Source organism: Streptomyces goshikiensis, assembly GCF_014650555.1.
GTDB classification, from domain to species: domain Bacteria; phylum Actinomycetota; class Actinomycetes; order Streptomycetales; family Streptomycetaceae; genus Streptomyces; species Streptomyces goshikiensis.
This window is the reverse complement of the sequence record NZ_BMVE01000005.1, coordinates 483,619-498,206: the sequence shown is the minus strand read 5'-3', so window position 1 is coordinate 498,206 and position 14,588 is coordinate 483,619. Positions and strand designations below refer to the sequence as shown.

General features: G+C 73.6%; 14 protein-coding genes. 6 read left to right on the top strand and 8 right to left on the bottom strand.

Features of this window, described 5'->3' with window-relative positions; translation table 11 throughout:
* The first annotated feature begins 19 nt into the window (after positions 1-19).
* Positions 20-697, top strand: a complete 678-nt coding sequence (locus IE248_RS18485; protein ID WP_047960561.1) for a PhzF family phenazine biosynthesis protein — start codon at positions 20-22, stop codon at positions 695-697.
* Positions 698-767: 70 nt separating this feature from the next.
* A complete protein-coding gene (locus tag IE248_RS18480) occupies positions 768-1,100 on the top strand; it encodes a hypothetical protein (protein WP_190031172.1) in 333 nt (110 codons plus the stop codon).
* A 17-nt stretch (positions 1,101-1,117) separates the two neighbouring features.
* On the opposite strand, the gene IE248_RS18475 is transcribed toward IE248_RS18480, so the two are convergent.
* Both IE248_RS18475 and map read right to left on the bottom strand, forming a co-directional pair.
* A complete protein-coding gene (locus IE248_RS18475) occupies positions 1,118-1,765 on the bottom strand; it encodes a biliverdin-producing heme oxygenase (protein ID WP_073796158.1) in 648 nt (215 codons plus the stop codon).
* 133 nt (positions 1,766-1,898) lie between these two features.
* Positions 1,899-2,756, bottom strand: a complete 858-nt coding sequence (gene map, locus IE248_RS18470; RefSeq protein ID WP_073779806.1) for a type I methionyl aminopeptidase — start codon at positions 2,754-2,756, stop codon at positions 1,899-1,901.
* A gap of 71 nt (positions 2,757-2,827) precedes the next feature.
* Here map and IE248_RS18465 point away from each other — a divergent pair, with 71 nt between their 5' ends.
* Positions 2,828-3,070: a hypothetical protein gene (locus tag IE248_RS18465; protein ID WP_008743657.1), complete on the top strand. Its 243-nt coding sequence runs from the start codon at positions 2,828-2,830 to the stop codon at positions 3,068-3,070.
* Between the two features lie 9 nt (positions 3,071-3,079).
* Here IE248_RS18465 and IE248_RS18460 read toward each other — a convergent pair whose 3' ends face one another.
* Complete coding sequence (locus tag IE248_RS18460; RefSeq protein WP_008743658.1) at positions 3,080-3,685, bottom strand: hypothetical protein; 606 nt, start codon at positions 3,683-3,685, stop codon at positions 3,080-3,082.
* Between the two features lie 108 nt (positions 3,686-3,793).
* Between IE248_RS18460 and npdG the strand changes: the two genes are divergently transcribed.
* Positions 3,794-4,513: an NADPH-dependent F420 reductase gene (gene npdG / locus IE248_RS18455; RefSeq protein WP_037797522.1), complete on the top strand. Its 720-nt coding sequence runs from the start codon at positions 3,794-3,796 to the stop codon at positions 4,511-4,513.
* Between the two features lie 27 nt (positions 4,514-4,540).
* On the opposite strand, the gene IE248_RS18450 is transcribed toward npdG, so the two are convergent.
* Positions 4,541-6,715, bottom strand: a complete 2,175-nt coding sequence (locus tag IE248_RS18450; protein ID WP_190031171.1) for a TerD family protein — start codon at positions 6,713-6,715, stop codon at positions 4,541-4,543.
* A 218-nt stretch (positions 6,716-6,933) separates the two neighbouring features.
* Here IE248_RS18450 and IE248_RS18445 point away from each other — a divergent pair, with 218 nt between their 5' ends.
* The gene (locus IE248_RS18445; RefSeq protein ID WP_037795240.1) at positions 6,934-7,128 is read left to right on the top strand and encodes a hypothetical protein; all 195 of its coding nucleotides are present in this window, start codon (positions 6,934-6,936) and stop codon (positions 7,126-7,128) included.
* A 19-nt stretch (positions 7,129-7,147) separates the two neighbouring features.
* Here IE248_RS18445 and IE248_RS18440 read toward each other — a convergent pair whose 3' ends face one another.
* A complete protein-coding gene (locus IE248_RS18440; RefSeq protein WP_008743664.1) occupies positions 7,148-7,951 on the bottom strand; it encodes a site-2 protease family protein in 804 nt (267 codons plus the stop codon).
* A gap of 59 nt (positions 7,952-8,010) precedes the next feature.
* Between IE248_RS18440 and IE248_RS18435 the strand changes: the two genes are divergently transcribed.
* Positions 8,011-11,400, top strand: a complete 3,390-nt coding sequence (locus IE248_RS18435; protein ID WP_190031170.1) for an AfsR/SARP family transcriptional regulator — start codon at positions 8,011-8,013, stop codon at positions 11,398-11,400.
* Between the two features lie 60 nt (positions 11,401-11,460).
* On the opposite strand, the gene IE248_RS18430 is transcribed toward IE248_RS18435, so the two are convergent.
* The 3 genes from IE248_RS18430 to panB form a co-directional block, all read right to left on the bottom strand.
* A complete protein-coding gene (locus IE248_RS18430; RefSeq protein ID WP_073796162.1) occupies positions 11,461-12,324 on the bottom strand; it encodes an ABC transporter permease in 864 nt (287 codons plus the stop codon).
* Positions 12,321-13,352 (bottom strand): ATP-binding cassette domain-containing protein, encoded by a 1,032-nt coding sequence (locus tag IE248_RS18425; RefSeq protein ID WP_008743667.1) that lies wholly within the window; start codon positions 13,350-13,352, stop codon positions 12,321-12,323. Before IE248_RS18425 ends, IE248_RS18430 begins: the two co-directional genes overlap by 4 nt.
* Positions 13,353-13,497: 145 nt before the next feature.
* The gene (panB, locus tag IE248_RS18420) at positions 13,498-14,358 is read right to left on the bottom strand and encodes a 3-methyl-2-oxobutanoate hydroxymethyltransferase (protein WP_073796164.1); all 861 of its coding nucleotides are present in this window, start codon (positions 14,356-14,358) and stop codon (positions 13,498-13,500) included.
* Positions 14,359-14,588 lie beyond the last annotated feature (230 nt).

Sequence of the window (14,588 nt, the reverse complement as noted above, 5' to 3'; positions counted from 1 at the left end):
GCCGTGTTTGAATTCCCGCGTGAACGATCTCGATGTGCTCAAGGTCTTCTGCGCGGGTGACGGCCGGTACGGCAACCCGCTCGGCGTCGTACGCGACGGCCGGACCTGCCCGGACGACGCGTCCCGGCAGGCGCTGGCCGCCGAACTCGGCTACAGCGAGACGGTGTTCGTCGACGACCCCGAGCGCGGGGTCGTCGACATCCGCACCCCCGGCACCCGGATGGCCTTCGCCGGCCACCCGCTCGTCGGCGTCGCCTGGCTGCTGGACATCGAGGAGCTCCAGCCGCCCGCCGGATCCGTATGGGCCCGCGACGACGGGGAGTTCACCTGGATCACCGCCCGCCCGGAGTGGGTCGAGGGCAAGCGCACCGAGCAGTACGCGAGCGCCGCCGAGGTCGAGGCGCTGCCGGCCCCGCCGCCGGGCGAGGGCTGGCTGTACGCCTGGGCCTGGGAGGACGAGACCGCGGGCCGCGTCCGCGCCCGGGGCTTCCCGCGCCGCCCCGACGGCGCCATCGTCGAGGACGAGGCCACCGGTTCGGCGGCGATCCTGCTCACGGCCGAGCTGAACCGGGCCCTGAACATCACCCAGGGCGCCGGCTCCCAGATCCTGACCGCCCCCGGGCCCGACGGCACGGTGGAGATCGGCGGCCGCGTCCGCTTCGCCCCGCCCCGGGAGCCGGCCGCCGCCGCGAACTGAGTACGCCGGCGGGCCCGGTTGAGTACGTACGCCCTGCCCGAGGCAGTCGGCCGGGTGGTGCGATGGGGGCATGAACACGACCTCGACCGCCCCGGGCCCCGCCGCCGGCACCCGGCCCTGGGTTCTGGTGCCCGCGCTCTTCACCGCGCTGGCACTGACGGCAGGCGGCTTCGGCTACGCGTCCTCCGCGCTGCCCGGCGCCCCGCTGTGGCTCTTGCTCCCGTACCTGCTCGCGCTGGGACTGGTGGCCGCCACCTGGCGGCGCCCCCGCATGCCCGACCAGCGCGCGGCGCGCATCGCGACGGGCGCCGCCGGATGCGCGCTCGCCCTCTTCTACGCCCGGATCGCCGAGGCCCTGCTGTTCTGCGCCGGCATCGTGGCCTGGCTGGTCCAGGGGGACTGAGCGGGGGAGCGGGCGGGCTACGCGCTGAGGCGGAACTGCTCGCCCAGCTGGCCGAAGACCGCGCCGTTGAAGTCGAAGGCGCGCTTGCACTCGTCGATGATGCGCTGCTTCTCCAGGTCGTCCGCGGCGATCGCGTCCAGCAGCTCGCGGTAGGTGCGCTTGAAGGCCGCCGGGTTGGAGATCTCCGCGAACACGTAGAACCGCACGCCGTCGCCCTTGCGCTCGAAGCCCCAGGTGCGCTCGGCCTTGTCCCGGATGATCTGGCCGCCGGAGAGGTCGCCCAGGTACCGGGTGTAGTGGTGGGCGACGTACCCGCCGGGCCAGGTCGCCGCGCACTCGGCCACCCGGGCCGCGTACGCCTCGGTGGCCGGCAGCGCGACCAGGCTCTCGCGCCACCCGGGGCCGCGCAGGTGCGCCAGGTCCCGCTCGATCTCGGCGACGCGCATCAGCTCGGGCCGGATGAAGGGCCCGGCCACCGCGTCGTCCCTGAGGGAGTCGGCCGCATCCTCCAGCGCCCGGTAGACGAACCACAGCTGCTCGGTGTAGCGCGTGTAGGCGTCCACGCCGAGCCGGCCGCCCAGCAGGTCGCTCATGAACGTCGAGGTCTCCGCCTCGGTGTGCTGCTCGTGCGACGCGACGCGGATGACCGTCGAGAAGGCGTCCAAGGCGTACCTCCGGGGAGTCTGAACAGCGGAAAAGGCGTGACGGCACCGCCGCCACACCCGATCCTCCTACTTAGGCATACCTAAGTCAATGTGTTCCCGACGCCTTGTCGGTAAAAAATCCGCGCGTACCGGGCTACGGCAGGGTCAGGATCTCCGCCCCCGACTCGGTCACCACGAGGGTGTGCTCGAACTGCGCGGTGCGCTTGCGGTCCTTGGTGACGACCGTCCAGCCGTCGTCCCACATGTCGTATTCGTGGGTGCCCAGCGTCAGCATCGGCTCGATCGTGAAGGTCATGCCGGGCACGATCGTGGTGGTGGCGTGCGGGCTGTCGTAGTGCGGGATGATCAGACCGGAGTGGAAGGACGAGTTGATGCCGTGGCCGGTGAAGTCCCGGACCACGCCGTAACCGAAACGCTTCGCGTACGACTCGATGACCCGGCCGATGATGTTGATCTGGCGGCCCGGCTTCACGGCCTTGATGGCCCGGTTCAGCGCCTCGCGGGTGCGCTCCACCAGCAGCCGCGACTCCTCGTCCACCTCGCCGCACAGGTACGTGGCGTTGTTGTCGCCGTGCACCCCGCCGATGAACGCGGTCACGTCGAGGTTCACGATGTCGCCGTCCCGCAGGACGGTCGAGTCGGGGATCCCGTGACAGATGACCTCGTTGACCGAGGAGCACAGGGACTTCGGGTAGCCCCGGTAGCCCAGCGTCGAGGGGTAGGCGCCGTGGTCGCACATGTACGCGTGGGCGACCCGGTCCAGCTCGTCGGTGGTCACCCCCGGCGCGATGAGCTTGGCGGCCTCTTCCATCGCCTGGGCGGCGATCCGGCCGGCGATGCGCATGGCCTCGATCGTCTCGGCCGTCTGCACCTCCGGTCCGGTGTACGGAGTGGGCGCGGGCTTGCCCACGTACTCGGGCCGGCGGATGTTGCCGGGGACGGAACGGGCGGGGGAGAGCTCGCCGGGTACGAGCAGCGACTGGCCAGACATGCGAACGAGTGTATCCAGCGGTGATGGGGCAGGCTGGCGACAGAGACCGTAACGAGAGGAACCCGAGGACGATGGCCCTGTTCAAGAAGCGTCAGGTGGGCAAACCCGGCGAGTGGTACTACTGCCTGGTCCACCACAAGGTCGAGGAAGGCCCGGAATGCCCGGCCAAGGACCGGTTCGGACCGTACGGCACCCCTGAAGAGGCCGCCCACGCCATGGAGACCGCACAGGAGCGGAACCTCGAATGGCAGAACGACCCGGCGTGGAACGACAAGTCCCGCGAGGGCGCCGAGGAAGAGGGCACCACGCCCTGACGGCCGGCCCTACCAGCGGCTCGGCGGCGGCGCGGTCAGCTGATCGGCCAGCCGGGCCAGCCGGTCCCGGAGCCGGACGGGCCCGCGCTGCGCCGGCAGGCCGTTCTCCCCCGCCGCCGCGCTGACCAGGTGCTGCACCGTGTCCAGATCGAGCTCGGCGGCGCCCTCCGGCACCGACAGCCCCTCGTGCGCGAGCGCCGCCAGATCCGGATCCCCGCCGTCCAGGGACAGTACGGTCGCCCCCGCCCGCCGGGCGTCGCACACCCGCTCCAGCAGCCCCGCGCCGGGCTGCGCCGGCGCCACCACCAGCAGCGTCTGACCCCGCCGCGCCGCCGCCAGCCGGCCCAGCCCCACCGAGAGGTGCGGCGGCTCACCCGGCCGTACGTGATGCCGCACCAGCGTCGGCGCCAGCTCCGGCTGCCCCGACCAGGCGGCTTCGTCCACCAGGTGCGCGGCCAGGTGCCACGGCTCGTACCGCTCGGTCCCCACCAGCAGCAGACCGCCGCCGGCCGGTACGACCGACCGCCGCAGCGCCCCGGCGAACTGCCGGGCGGCACCCGGCCACCGCGTACCGGCGAGCACCTCGCGCAGCAGCGCGACCCTGACGGCGTCCATGACGGCATCCTGCACCATCCGGGGGACGTCCGGAGGGCTTCCGGGGCCGGTTGCCCCGACCGTGCGGACCTGTGTGGCTTTCGCATACTCGGCAGTACGCTCGCCCCCATGACTTCCACAGACAGCACGCAGGCACCGGGGACGCAGAAGCCGCCGGTCAAGGACCCGTGGGACCTCCCGGACGTCACCGGCCTCGTCGTCGGCGTCCTCGGCGGCACCGGCGACCAGGGCCGGGGCCTCGCCTACCGGTTCGCCCGGGCCGGCCAGAAGGTGATCATCGGCTCGCGCGCCGCAGACCGCGCGCGCACCGCCGCCGAGGAACTCGGCCTCGGCGTGGAGGGCGCGGACAACGCGGAGTGCGCCCGCCGCAGCGACATCGTGATCGTCGCGGTGCCCTGGGAGGGGCACGCCAAGACCCTCGAAGCGCTGCGCGAGGACCTCGCGGGCAAGCTCGTCGTGGACTGCGTCAACCCGCTGGGCTTCGACAAGCAGGGCGCGTACGCCCTCCAGGTCGAGGAGGGCAGCGCCGCCCAGCAGGCCGCGGCCCTGCTCCCCGACTCCCGGGTGACCGCGGCCTTCCACCACCTCTCGGCCGTCCTGCTCCAGGACGAGACGGTCGAGGAGATCGACACCGACGTGATGGTCCTCGGCGACTCCCGCGCCGACACCGACATCGTCCAGGCCCTCACCGCCCGCATCCCCGGCATGCGCGGCGTGTTCGCGGGCCGGCTCCGGGGCGCCCACCAGGTCGAGGCGCTCGTCGCCAACCTGATCTCCACCAACCGCCGCTACAAGGCCCACGCGGGCCTGCGCGTCACGGACGTCTGAGCCACCACGGCCGGGCCGCCGCCGCAGTCACCCGCGGCGGCCCGCACGCGCCTCAAGGGGCCCGAGGTGCGCCACCACCCCCTGCCGGAACCGGTCCACGGCCTCGTCGACGCTGCGGATGAAACCGGACTCAGTGTTGCCGCGGCTGTTGCCCATGCCCTTGATCAGCGTCAGCCGGAACCCGGTGACGGCGGCCCCGTTCCTCGGCACCAGGTCGCCGGGCTCGGGCCGCAGCCGCTCCAGCGTCCCGCGCGGCCCGTTCTCGCCCTCGACGAGGCTCTCCACGTGCAGGTCCGCCGGGGCCTCGGCCAGCAGCCGCACCAGCCGCCGCACCGTCACCAGCGGATACGAGCCCTCCGGCGCGGGCACGTCCACCGAGGTGCGGATCTTCGCCGTCCGCAGGTCGGCCGTCACCGCGATGACACTGCTCGTCCCCTCGACGCGCAGCTCCGCCGAGAGCCTGCCGTCCAGGCAGAGCCGCTCCGCGGCCGCCGCGCGCCGGCTCAGCGGATCACTGCCGCGCCGCACCCGCTGCACCGGCAGCGCCTTCTGGCCGAGCTCCCCGCCGAGCCGCAGACAGACCTGGCGGATCAGCCGCTCCCAGCTCTCGACGACCTCGGTGGCGCGCGGATCCCCGAGGCACAGGGTCTCGTCCTCGATGCCGTTGCGGACGGGGACCCAGGCCGGGCCCATGTTCTGGAAACCGTGGCAGCCCGACTGCTCGTGCTGGAGGTACGCCAGCAGCTCTTGCAGGAGCCAGGCGTGCGCGGCGTTGCCCACGCCCTCGTGCCGGATCAGCAGCTGGGCCTGATGGGCCACCTCGGCCCAGGACAGGTGCCAGAGGCCGACCTTGTGCTTGCGGCGCCCGTCGACCTTGACGTCCACCATGGCGGTGCCTTCGAGGGCCACGTCGTTGGAGAGCGTGATCACCGACTCGTAGCCGCGGCGGGCGGCGATGTCCATGTACTGCTGCACCTGCTCGGGCCGCAGCGGGTTCCCGTTGGTCTTCGTCTCCACCAGCGCTGTCCACAGCTTCCCGGCCCGCTCGACCCGGATCACCCCGTCCGGGCGCCGCGGGGTGTCGCCGTGGGGGAGGGACACCTCGGTGAAGGTCTGCATCCGCCCGGCGGGAGCGCCGAACGCGGCGGTGAGGCGGCGGCCGAACTCCGGCACCTGCGCCATGACGGACAACAGCACCGAGGTGGCGCGCACCTCCCGCTCCTTGTCGCTCTTCAGCGACGGGACGGGGAACAGCCGGGCCGGGCGCCAGGACTCGTTCTCGGCGAGCGACTTCCCGGGCGCCTTGGGCAGCGTCACCTTCTTCCGCGTCGTCCGGGGCCCGCGCGCCTGGGCGGGGACGGCGCCCGGGCCCGGCGGCCGCCCCGCGGGCGCGGCGGGGCCGGCGGCTTCCGCCGTCGCCTGCGCCGCCTGCGGTGCGGCCGGGCTGACGGTTCCCTCCGTCGCCGCCTGTGGTTCCGCGGCCCCCGGCGCGGCCGGGCCCCCGGCGGTTCCGCTCTCCGGCTGCGCCGTCTGAGGCGCGGCCGGGCTCCCGGCGGGCCCGGGGGTTCCCGCCGTCGTGGTCTGCGCCGCCCGCGGCGCCACGGCACCGCCCGGCTCCGGCGGTTCCGCTGCCGCCTCCGGCTGCTCCGGCTCCTCGGATTCCTCGACGGCGATGCCGAAGTCCGTGGCCAGCCCCGCCAGACCGGTCTCGTAGCCTTGCCCGACCGCGCGGAACTTCCACTCCTCCCCGCGCCGGTACAGCTCGCCGAAGATGAACGCCGTCTCCACGCTCGCGTCGTCGATCGAGAACCCGACCAGCGGTTCGCCCGACCTGTCCGCGACCGTCATCCGCAGCCCGTCCAGGTCGCCGAAGCGGGTGCCGCCGTACTGGCTGGCGGCCACGACGATCCGGGCCACCTCCTCCGGGACGGCGGTCAGGTCCACCCCGATCCGGTCCTCGTCCCCGCTTTCGGTCGGCGTCTTGCCCAGCAGCTGCACGCTGCCGTCCGCGGCCGCGGGGTTGTTGTAGAAGTAGAAGTCGTTCTCGCTGCGGACCTTGCCGTCCTCGCCGACGAGAAGGACGGAGACGTCGGCGTCGCCCGCCCCCGAAGCGCTGCTCCAGCCCAGGCTCACCACGACCGAGCCGGCGTCCTCACTGAGGGCGGTCAGGCTGACGTTCGCACCCTTGGAGATCTCCCGCATGTCTCTCCCCCCAGACGCCCGGCGTCGTCCACAACGGGCCGAGCGGGCCGGGCCGTCGTCCTGTCCGGCGACCGTAGCGGCGCGTCGGCCGGAAGATCAGGCAAATGGCGAAAAAGGGCCGGGAGGGGGGAGCCCGGGTGCCTTTACGGGAGCACGGCGGGGCATGGGGGACACTGGAGGGGCTCTACCCGTCCCGTGTCGCCGAGGAGCTGTTCCCCATGCCCCGCCTTGCCGTGTTCGCCGTAGTCGTCTGCGCCCTGTCCGTGGCCGCGGCCGTCGTCGCCTTCGTGGAGGGCAGTTTCCTCGGGATCGTGTGGGTGCTGCTGGCCGGCGTCACGTCCAACATGGCCTGGTTCTACCTGCGCAAGGCGAAGGCGGCCAAGGCCGCGGAGAACACCCGCCAGGCGGTCTAGGGCATCTCGCCGGGCGCGGCTACTCGACCGGCGCGGCGCAGAAGAACGAGTCGCCGCCCTGCCAGAAGCGGTAGAGGTCCTGGCCGCAGTAGGCGGCCCGCTCGTTCACGCCCAGCGCGGACAGCACGCCGTCCACCACGCCGAAGAAGAACTGGTTGACCTCCGGGATCCACAGCATCGCGAACAGGGCGATCAGCCCGAACGGCGCGATCGGCGCCAGCTCGCGGCGCACCCGGTGCGAGAGCCAGGGCTCGATGATCCCGTAGCCGTCCAGGCCCGGCACCGGCAGGAAGTTCAAGATCGCCGCCGAGACCTGGAGCAGGGCCAGGAAGGCCAGCGCGAAGCGGAACGCCACCGGCACCCCGTCCAGGGCGTGCAGCCAGAACGGGGCCGTGCACACGATCGCGAACGCGACGTTGGCCAGCGGGCCCGCCGCCGAGATGAGGCTGTGCTTCCAGCGGCCCGCGATCCGGTCGCGCTCGATGTACACGGCCCCGCCGGGCAGGCCGATGCCGCCCATGATGACGAACAGCACCGGCAGCACGATGCTGAGCAGCGCGTGCGTGTACTTGAGCGGATTCAGCGTCAGGTAGCCCTTGGCGCCGACGGTGAGGTCGCCGCCGTGCAGGGCGGTGCGGGCGTGCGCGTACTCGTGCAGGCAGAGCGAGACGATCCACGCGGAGGTCACGAAGAGGAACACGGCGAGGCCCGGACTGGCCGCGTAGTCCGTCCACACCGCCCAGCCGGTGACCGCCATCACCGCGACGATGCCGAGGAATACCGCACTGATACGCCGCTCGCCGCGGCCGCCCTGATGACCCATGCGGCGAACCTATCCCGCGTTCCGGACGGGCCGGGGCCCGGGTCCGGGAGAATGGGCCGGTGCGCTACACGATTCTCGGCACCACCCAGGCCATCCGCGACGACGGCACCCCCGTCGCCGTCGGCGGAGCACGCCTGCGGGCGCTGCTGACCGCGCTCGCGCTGCGGCCGGGGCGGGCGGTGCCGGTGCGCGCGCTCGTCGCCGACGTATGGGACGGCGACCCGCCCGCGGACGCCGTGGCCGCGCTGCAAGCGCTGGTGGCCCGGCTGCGGCGGGCGCTCGGGCAGGCGGCCGTGGGCTCCGGGGAGAGCGGGTACGCCCTGGCAGCCGACCGGGAGGACATCGACCTGTACCGCTTCGAACGCCTCGCCCGGGCGGCCGCCGAGACCACCGACCCGGCCGAGGCGGCAGCCCTGTACGACGAGGGGCTCGCCCTGTGGCGCGGGCCGGCGCTGGCCTCGCTGCCGGACGGGGCGGCGGAGTCCGCCCGGTGGGAGGCGCTGCGGTCACAGGCGCGCCGGGGCCGGCTCGCCGCCGCCCTCGACCTCGGGCAGGCGGAGTCCGCGCTCCCGGAGCTGACCGCGCTGTGCGCGGCCGCCCCCCTGGACGAGCCGCTCCACGCCCTCCGCATCCGCGCCCTGCGCGACACCGGCCGCCCGGCGGAGGCGCTGGCCGCCTACGACGCGCTCCGCCGGGAGCTGGCCGGCCGGCTCGGCACCGACCCGGGCCCCGCCCTGCGCACCCTGCACGCCGCCCTCCTGACCCCGGCCCCGGCCCCGGCGCCCGCCCCCGCGCCCGCCCCCGAGCCCCACCCGGACCACCCCTCCCACCCGGACCACTCGGCCGGCGCGGGTCTGCCGGCCGCGGCGGCCGACGGCACCGCCGACCGCGCCGCGCCCGGCCGGGGCCTGCCGCCCGGGAACCTGCGGGCCCGCCTCACCACCTTCGTCGGGCGCGAAGACGACATCCGCGTCATCGGGGAGGACCTCGCGCGGGCCCGGCTCGTGACGCTGCTCGGGCCCGGCGGGGCCGGGAAGACCCGGCTCTCCCAGGAGGCCGCCGAGGCACAGGACCCCGCCCGCTGGCCCGACGGGGTGTGGCTCGTGGAGCTGGCGCCCGTGGACGACCCGGAGGACGTCGCCGACGCCGTCCTCGCCGCGCTCGGGGCGCGGGAGACCAAGCTGCGCGGCGCCGCCGCCGAGGAGCTGCGGGCGCTCACCGGCCGGGCCGGCGACGGCCCCCTCGACCGGCTCGCCGACCACTGCGCGGGCCGCCGCCTCCTGCTGCTCCTGGACAACTGCGAGCACGTCGTCGGCGCCGCCGCCGAACTCGCCGCCGAGATCCTGGCGCGCTGCCCCGGCATCCGGATCCTCGCCACCAGCCGCGAACCCCTCGGCGTCCCCGGCGAGAGCCTGCGGCCCGTCGAGCCGCTGCCCGACCCCGTCGCGCTGCGGCTGCTGGCCGACCGCGGGGCCGCCGCCCGCCCCGGCTTCACCCCCGCCGACGACCCCGCCTCGGCCGCGGAGATCTGCCGGCGTCTGGACGGTCTCCCGCTCGCCATCGAGCTGGCCGCGGCCCGGCTGCGGCTGCTGACCCCGCGCCAGATCGCCGACCGCCTCGACGACCGCTTCCGGCTCCTGACCAGCGGCTCCCGGACCGTCCTGCCCCGCCAGCAGACCCTGCGCGCCGTCGTCGACTGGTCCTGGGAGCTGCTGGACGCGCCCGAACGCACCGTTCTGCGGCGCCTGTCCGTCTTCGCCGGCGGCTGCGACCTCGCCGCCGCCGAGGCCGTCTGCGCCGACGCCACCGACACCACCGACGTCCTGGACGTCGCCGACACCCTCGGCTCCCTCGTCGACAAGTCCCTCGTCGTCGCCGCCCCCGGTCAGGGCGGCGACGAGATGCGCTACCGGCTGCTGGAGACCGTCGCCGAGTACGCCGCCGAACGGCTGGCCGAGGCCGCCGGGGACCGCGCCGACACCGAGCGGCGCCACCTCACCCACTACCGCGAACTCGCCCGCACCACCGAGCCGTCGCTGCGCGGCCACGGCCAGCGCGCCGCCGCCGCACTGCTCTCCACCGAGTACGAGAACCTCCGCACCGCCCTGCGCCGAGCCGTCGCGCTCCGCGACGCCGACGAGGTGCTGTGCCTGGTCCACTCCCTGGTCTGGTACTGGGTCATGCAGGACCTGCGCACCGAGTCCCGGCACTGGTCCGAGGCCGCCGCGCCGCTCGGCCCGGACCCCTTCGCGCCGCCCGCCGCACCCGCCGCACCCGTCCTGGAGCGGATCGTCGACGCGCCGCCGCCGTACTCCGGCGAACTGCTCACCGAGGGCTGGCGCGGCATCCAGCTGATCCGGCTGGCCGCCCGCGACCAGAACAGCGCCGACTGGAGCACCCCGGAGATACGCGAGCAGATCGCGGCCATGACGAGCGTCTACCGGCCCGGCCTCCCGCAGACCTGCCGGCCCCCGGCCGGCCTGTGGGTCTACGCCGTGATGATCTCCGGCGACACCGAGCTGCTCCGCCGCGTCGTGCACGAGAGCGTAGAGACCGCCCGGTCCCTCGGCTACCGCTGGGAGCTCGCCTCCGCCCTCCAGCTGCGCGCCAACATCCTGGCCAACCGCGCCGACTGGGCCGGCGACGCGGCCCGTGACGCCGAGGAGAGCCTGGCCCTCTTCCGTGAGCTCGGCGACGACTGGGGCTGCGCCGAGGCCCTCTCCGCCCGCGCCGAGGCACGCGAGAAGCGCGGCGAGTACGCCCTGGCCACCCAGGACTTCCGCGCGGCGATCGAGCACGCCGAACGCCTCGGCGCCAGGGCGCAGGTGACGGTGCTCCGCGTGCGGATGGCCGGGACCCTCACCGAGGCCGGGGAGACGGAGGCGGCCGAGGAGATCCTGGGCGAGATCCTCGGCAGGGTGGAGCGCTACGGCAACGAGGCCACACCCGCCGCCCGGATGTTCCTCGCGGGCATCCTCGGCCGCACCGGGCGGTTCGCCGAGGCCCGCGCCCAGGTGGCGGCGCTGCGCGAGGAGTTCACCTTCGGCGCGTACGCCGTGTTCGACGTGTTCCTCCTGGCCACGGTGGCCTGGCTGGACAACGAGGAGGGCGAGTACGAGGACGCCCTGGCGGTGGTCCGCGCGGCCTCGGCCGACGCCCGCGATCCGCTCGCGGTGATGGTCGCCCCGCAGCTGTCCGCCGTGTTCCTGCTGACGGCGGCCGTCTCGCTCGCCTCGCCCGGCGGCCCGGAGCGGCCGCGGGACGCCGCCCGGCTGATCGGCGCGTACCGGGCCCACCTGCCGCCCGCGCACTTCCCGGTCAGCACCGAACGCGCGGACGCCGCCCGCGCCGAGGAGATGGCGCGGGCGGCGCTGGGCGATGCCGGGTACGAGGCCGCGTACGCCGAAGGCGGCGGCCTCACCCTGGAGGAGGCCACCGCCCTCGTCTGACCCGGCCCCCCGTGCGGGGCCCGTCCGGGACGCGATCCGGAACGGACCGGCCGTCCCGGGTCAGGTCTTCTGGCGGAACTTGCGGACGGCGAGCGGCATGGTGACCGCGGTGATGGCGACCGACCAGATCAGGGTGACCGTCGCCGGGTGGCCGACCGGGCCGCCGATCATCAGGCCGCGTGCCGCGTCGGCCAGGTTGGACAGCGGGTTGTAGTCGGTGAAGCTCTGCAGCCAGCCCGGCATGGTCGCCGGCTTGGCGAAGATGGAGCTGCCGAACTGCAGCGGCATCAGCACCACCATCGCCATGCCCTGGACGGCCTGCGCCGAGTTCAGGGTGAGCCCGAGCAGGATGAAGATCCACATCAGCGAGGCGCCGAACACGGCCGACAGCCCGATGGCGAGGAGCAGGTCCAGCACCGAGGTCTTGATCGACATGCCCAGGATGAAGCCCATGATCAGTAGGATGCCGATGGCGATCATCATCCGGCCGAGCTCCACCACGATCTTCGCGATGAGCACCGAGGAGCGGGCGATGGGCATGGACCGGAAGCGGTCCATCACGCCCTTCTTGAAGTCGTCGTTGACGCCGGTGCCGACGGCCATGGCGATGTTCATGCCCATCATCGCCATCAGGCCGGGCACCAGGTAGTTGACGTAGTCGCCCTGGTTGCCCTTGCCCGCGATCGCGCCGCCGAAGACGTACACGAACAGCAGCGTGAAGACGATCGGCATGAACAGGACGTCGAACATCGACTCGGGGTCCTGCTTGATCTGCAGGGTGTTGCGGCGCACCAGGGCGCCGATGTGCCGCAGATTGGCCCGCAGGCCGATCCGGCCGTCCTCGGTCCGGACCGCGGCGGCGGTGGCGGCGGCCACCGGGGCGGCCGCGCCGCCACCGGGCTTGGACGTGGTTACGGTGCTCATGCCGCGACCTCCTCGGTCTGCTGGGCGGGAACGGAGTCGGGGGCGCTGGGCTTCTGGCCGGTGATGGACAGGAACACCTCGTCCAGGCTGGGCAGGTACGTGCCGAGGTCGGCGATCGCGTACCCGCGGGCGGCCAGCAGGCCGACCACGGCGGTCAGCTGCTCGTCGCTCAGGATCGGGACCAGCAGCACGCCCTCCTCGGACGCGATCTGCGAACCGGCCACGCCGTCCAGACCGGCCTCGGACAGCGAGCGCGCCATGCCCGGCAGGTCGGACACGGAGACGGGGCGGACCTTCAGCGTCCGGCCGCCGACGCGCGCCTTCAGCTCGTCGACCTTGCCGCTGGCGATGACCTTGCCCTTGTCGATGACCGTCAGCTCGCTCGCGAGCTGCTCGGCCTCCTCCATGTACTGGGTGGTGAGCAGGACGGTGACCCCCTCGGAGACCATCCGCTGCACCTCGTCCCACACCTCGTTGCGGGTGCGGGGGTCCAGACCGGTGGTCGGCTCGTCCAGGTACAGCACGGCCGGGTGGCCGATCATCGAGGCGGCCAGGTCGAGCCGGCGGCGCATGCCGCCGGAGTAGTGCATCGCGGCCTTCTTCGCGGCGTCGGTGAGCGAGAACCGCTCCAGGAGCTCGTCGGCGCGGGTGCGGGCGTCCTTGCGGGACAGGTCGAGCAGCCGGCCGATCATGTAGAGGTTCTCCCGGCCGGAGAGCTTCTCGTCGACCGAGGCGTACTGGCCGGTGAGGCCTATGGTGCGGCGCAGCTGGCGGGGCTGGCGCACCACGTCGTAGCCGGCGACGAAGGCGGTGCCGGCGTCGGGGATGACCAGGGTGGAGAGGCAGCGGACGAGGGTGGTCTTGCCGGCGCCGTTGGGGCCGAGGACCCCGAGGACCGTGCCCTCCCGGACATCGAGGTCCACGCCGTCGAGGGCCTTGGTCTCCCCGTAGTGCTTGACCAGCCCCCGCACCTCCACGGCGAGCGGGCCCTGCGGCGGATTGTTGTCGGTTCGCGTCATGTCCACCATGGGACCAGCCGCCACCGACAACCCGCCGACAAGCCACCGACAGTCCACTGACGAGCCGCCCGCAGGAGGCCCGCACACGGCTCACGGTTCACGGCCCACGGCCCGCCGGCGGAGGTGCCGGCGGGCCGTGAACGCGCTACGGCGATCAGTGGAAGGCGTGCTCCTCCTGCGGGAACGCTCCGCCGACCACGTCCTGGGCGAAGGCCTTCGCCGCGTCGCCCATGGTCTGGCGCAGGTTCGCGTACTGCTTCACGAACTTCGGCATCTTCCCGCCGGTCAGACCCATCATGTCGGTCCACACCAGCACCTGCGCGTCGCACTCCGAGCCGGCGCCGATGCCGACGGTCGGGATGTGCAGGGACCGGGTGACCTCGGCGGCCAGCTCGGCCGGAACCAGCTCCAGGACCACCGCGAACGCGCCCGCGTCCTGCGCGGCCTTCGCGTCGCGCAGCAGCTGGTGCGCGGCCTCGTCGCCACGGCCCTGCACCCGGTAGCCCATGGCGTTCACGGACTGCGGGGTCAGACCCAGGTGCGACATGACCGGGATGCCGGACTGCACGATCAGCTCGGTCTGGGCCAGCGAACGCTCGCCGCCCTCCAGCTTGACCGCCCCGACCCCGGCCTCCTTGACCAGGCGAGTGGCACTGCGCAGCGCCTGCACGGCGCCTTCCTGGTACGAGCCGAACGGCAGGTCACCGACGACCAGCGCCCGGCTGGTGCCCCGCACCACGGCCGCCGACAGCAGGGTCATCTCGTCCATCGTCACGGGGACGGTGGTCTCGTAACCCAGGTGACAGTTGCCCATCGAGTCACCGACGAGCACGACCGGGATCCCGGCCTCGTCGAACACCGACGCGGTCATCGCGTCGTAGGCGGTGAGCATGGGCCACTTCTCGCCGCGCTCCTTGGCGAGCGTGAGGTCGCGGACCGTGATGCGCCGGGTGCGCGTGCCCCCGTACAGGGAGGGGCCGGCACTCTCGCGGGCAGGCGAAACGGCATGCGTCATTGCAACTGCTCCTCGTGTCATCTCGAGGCACCCTTACGGCGTCCCCGGACTCACCCACCATGGTGGCACCAGCCGGGCCCGGTACGGAAGTGCCACGGTGCCCGGTCCGTCACACTCCGGGCCCCGCCCCCCGCGTACGGGCCCAATGTGCGCGTTTCGTGACAAGCGGAACCCGCACCGCATGAGCGTTCGTCCTCCCGGACGTACGGCCGGACAAACGGCACGGAATG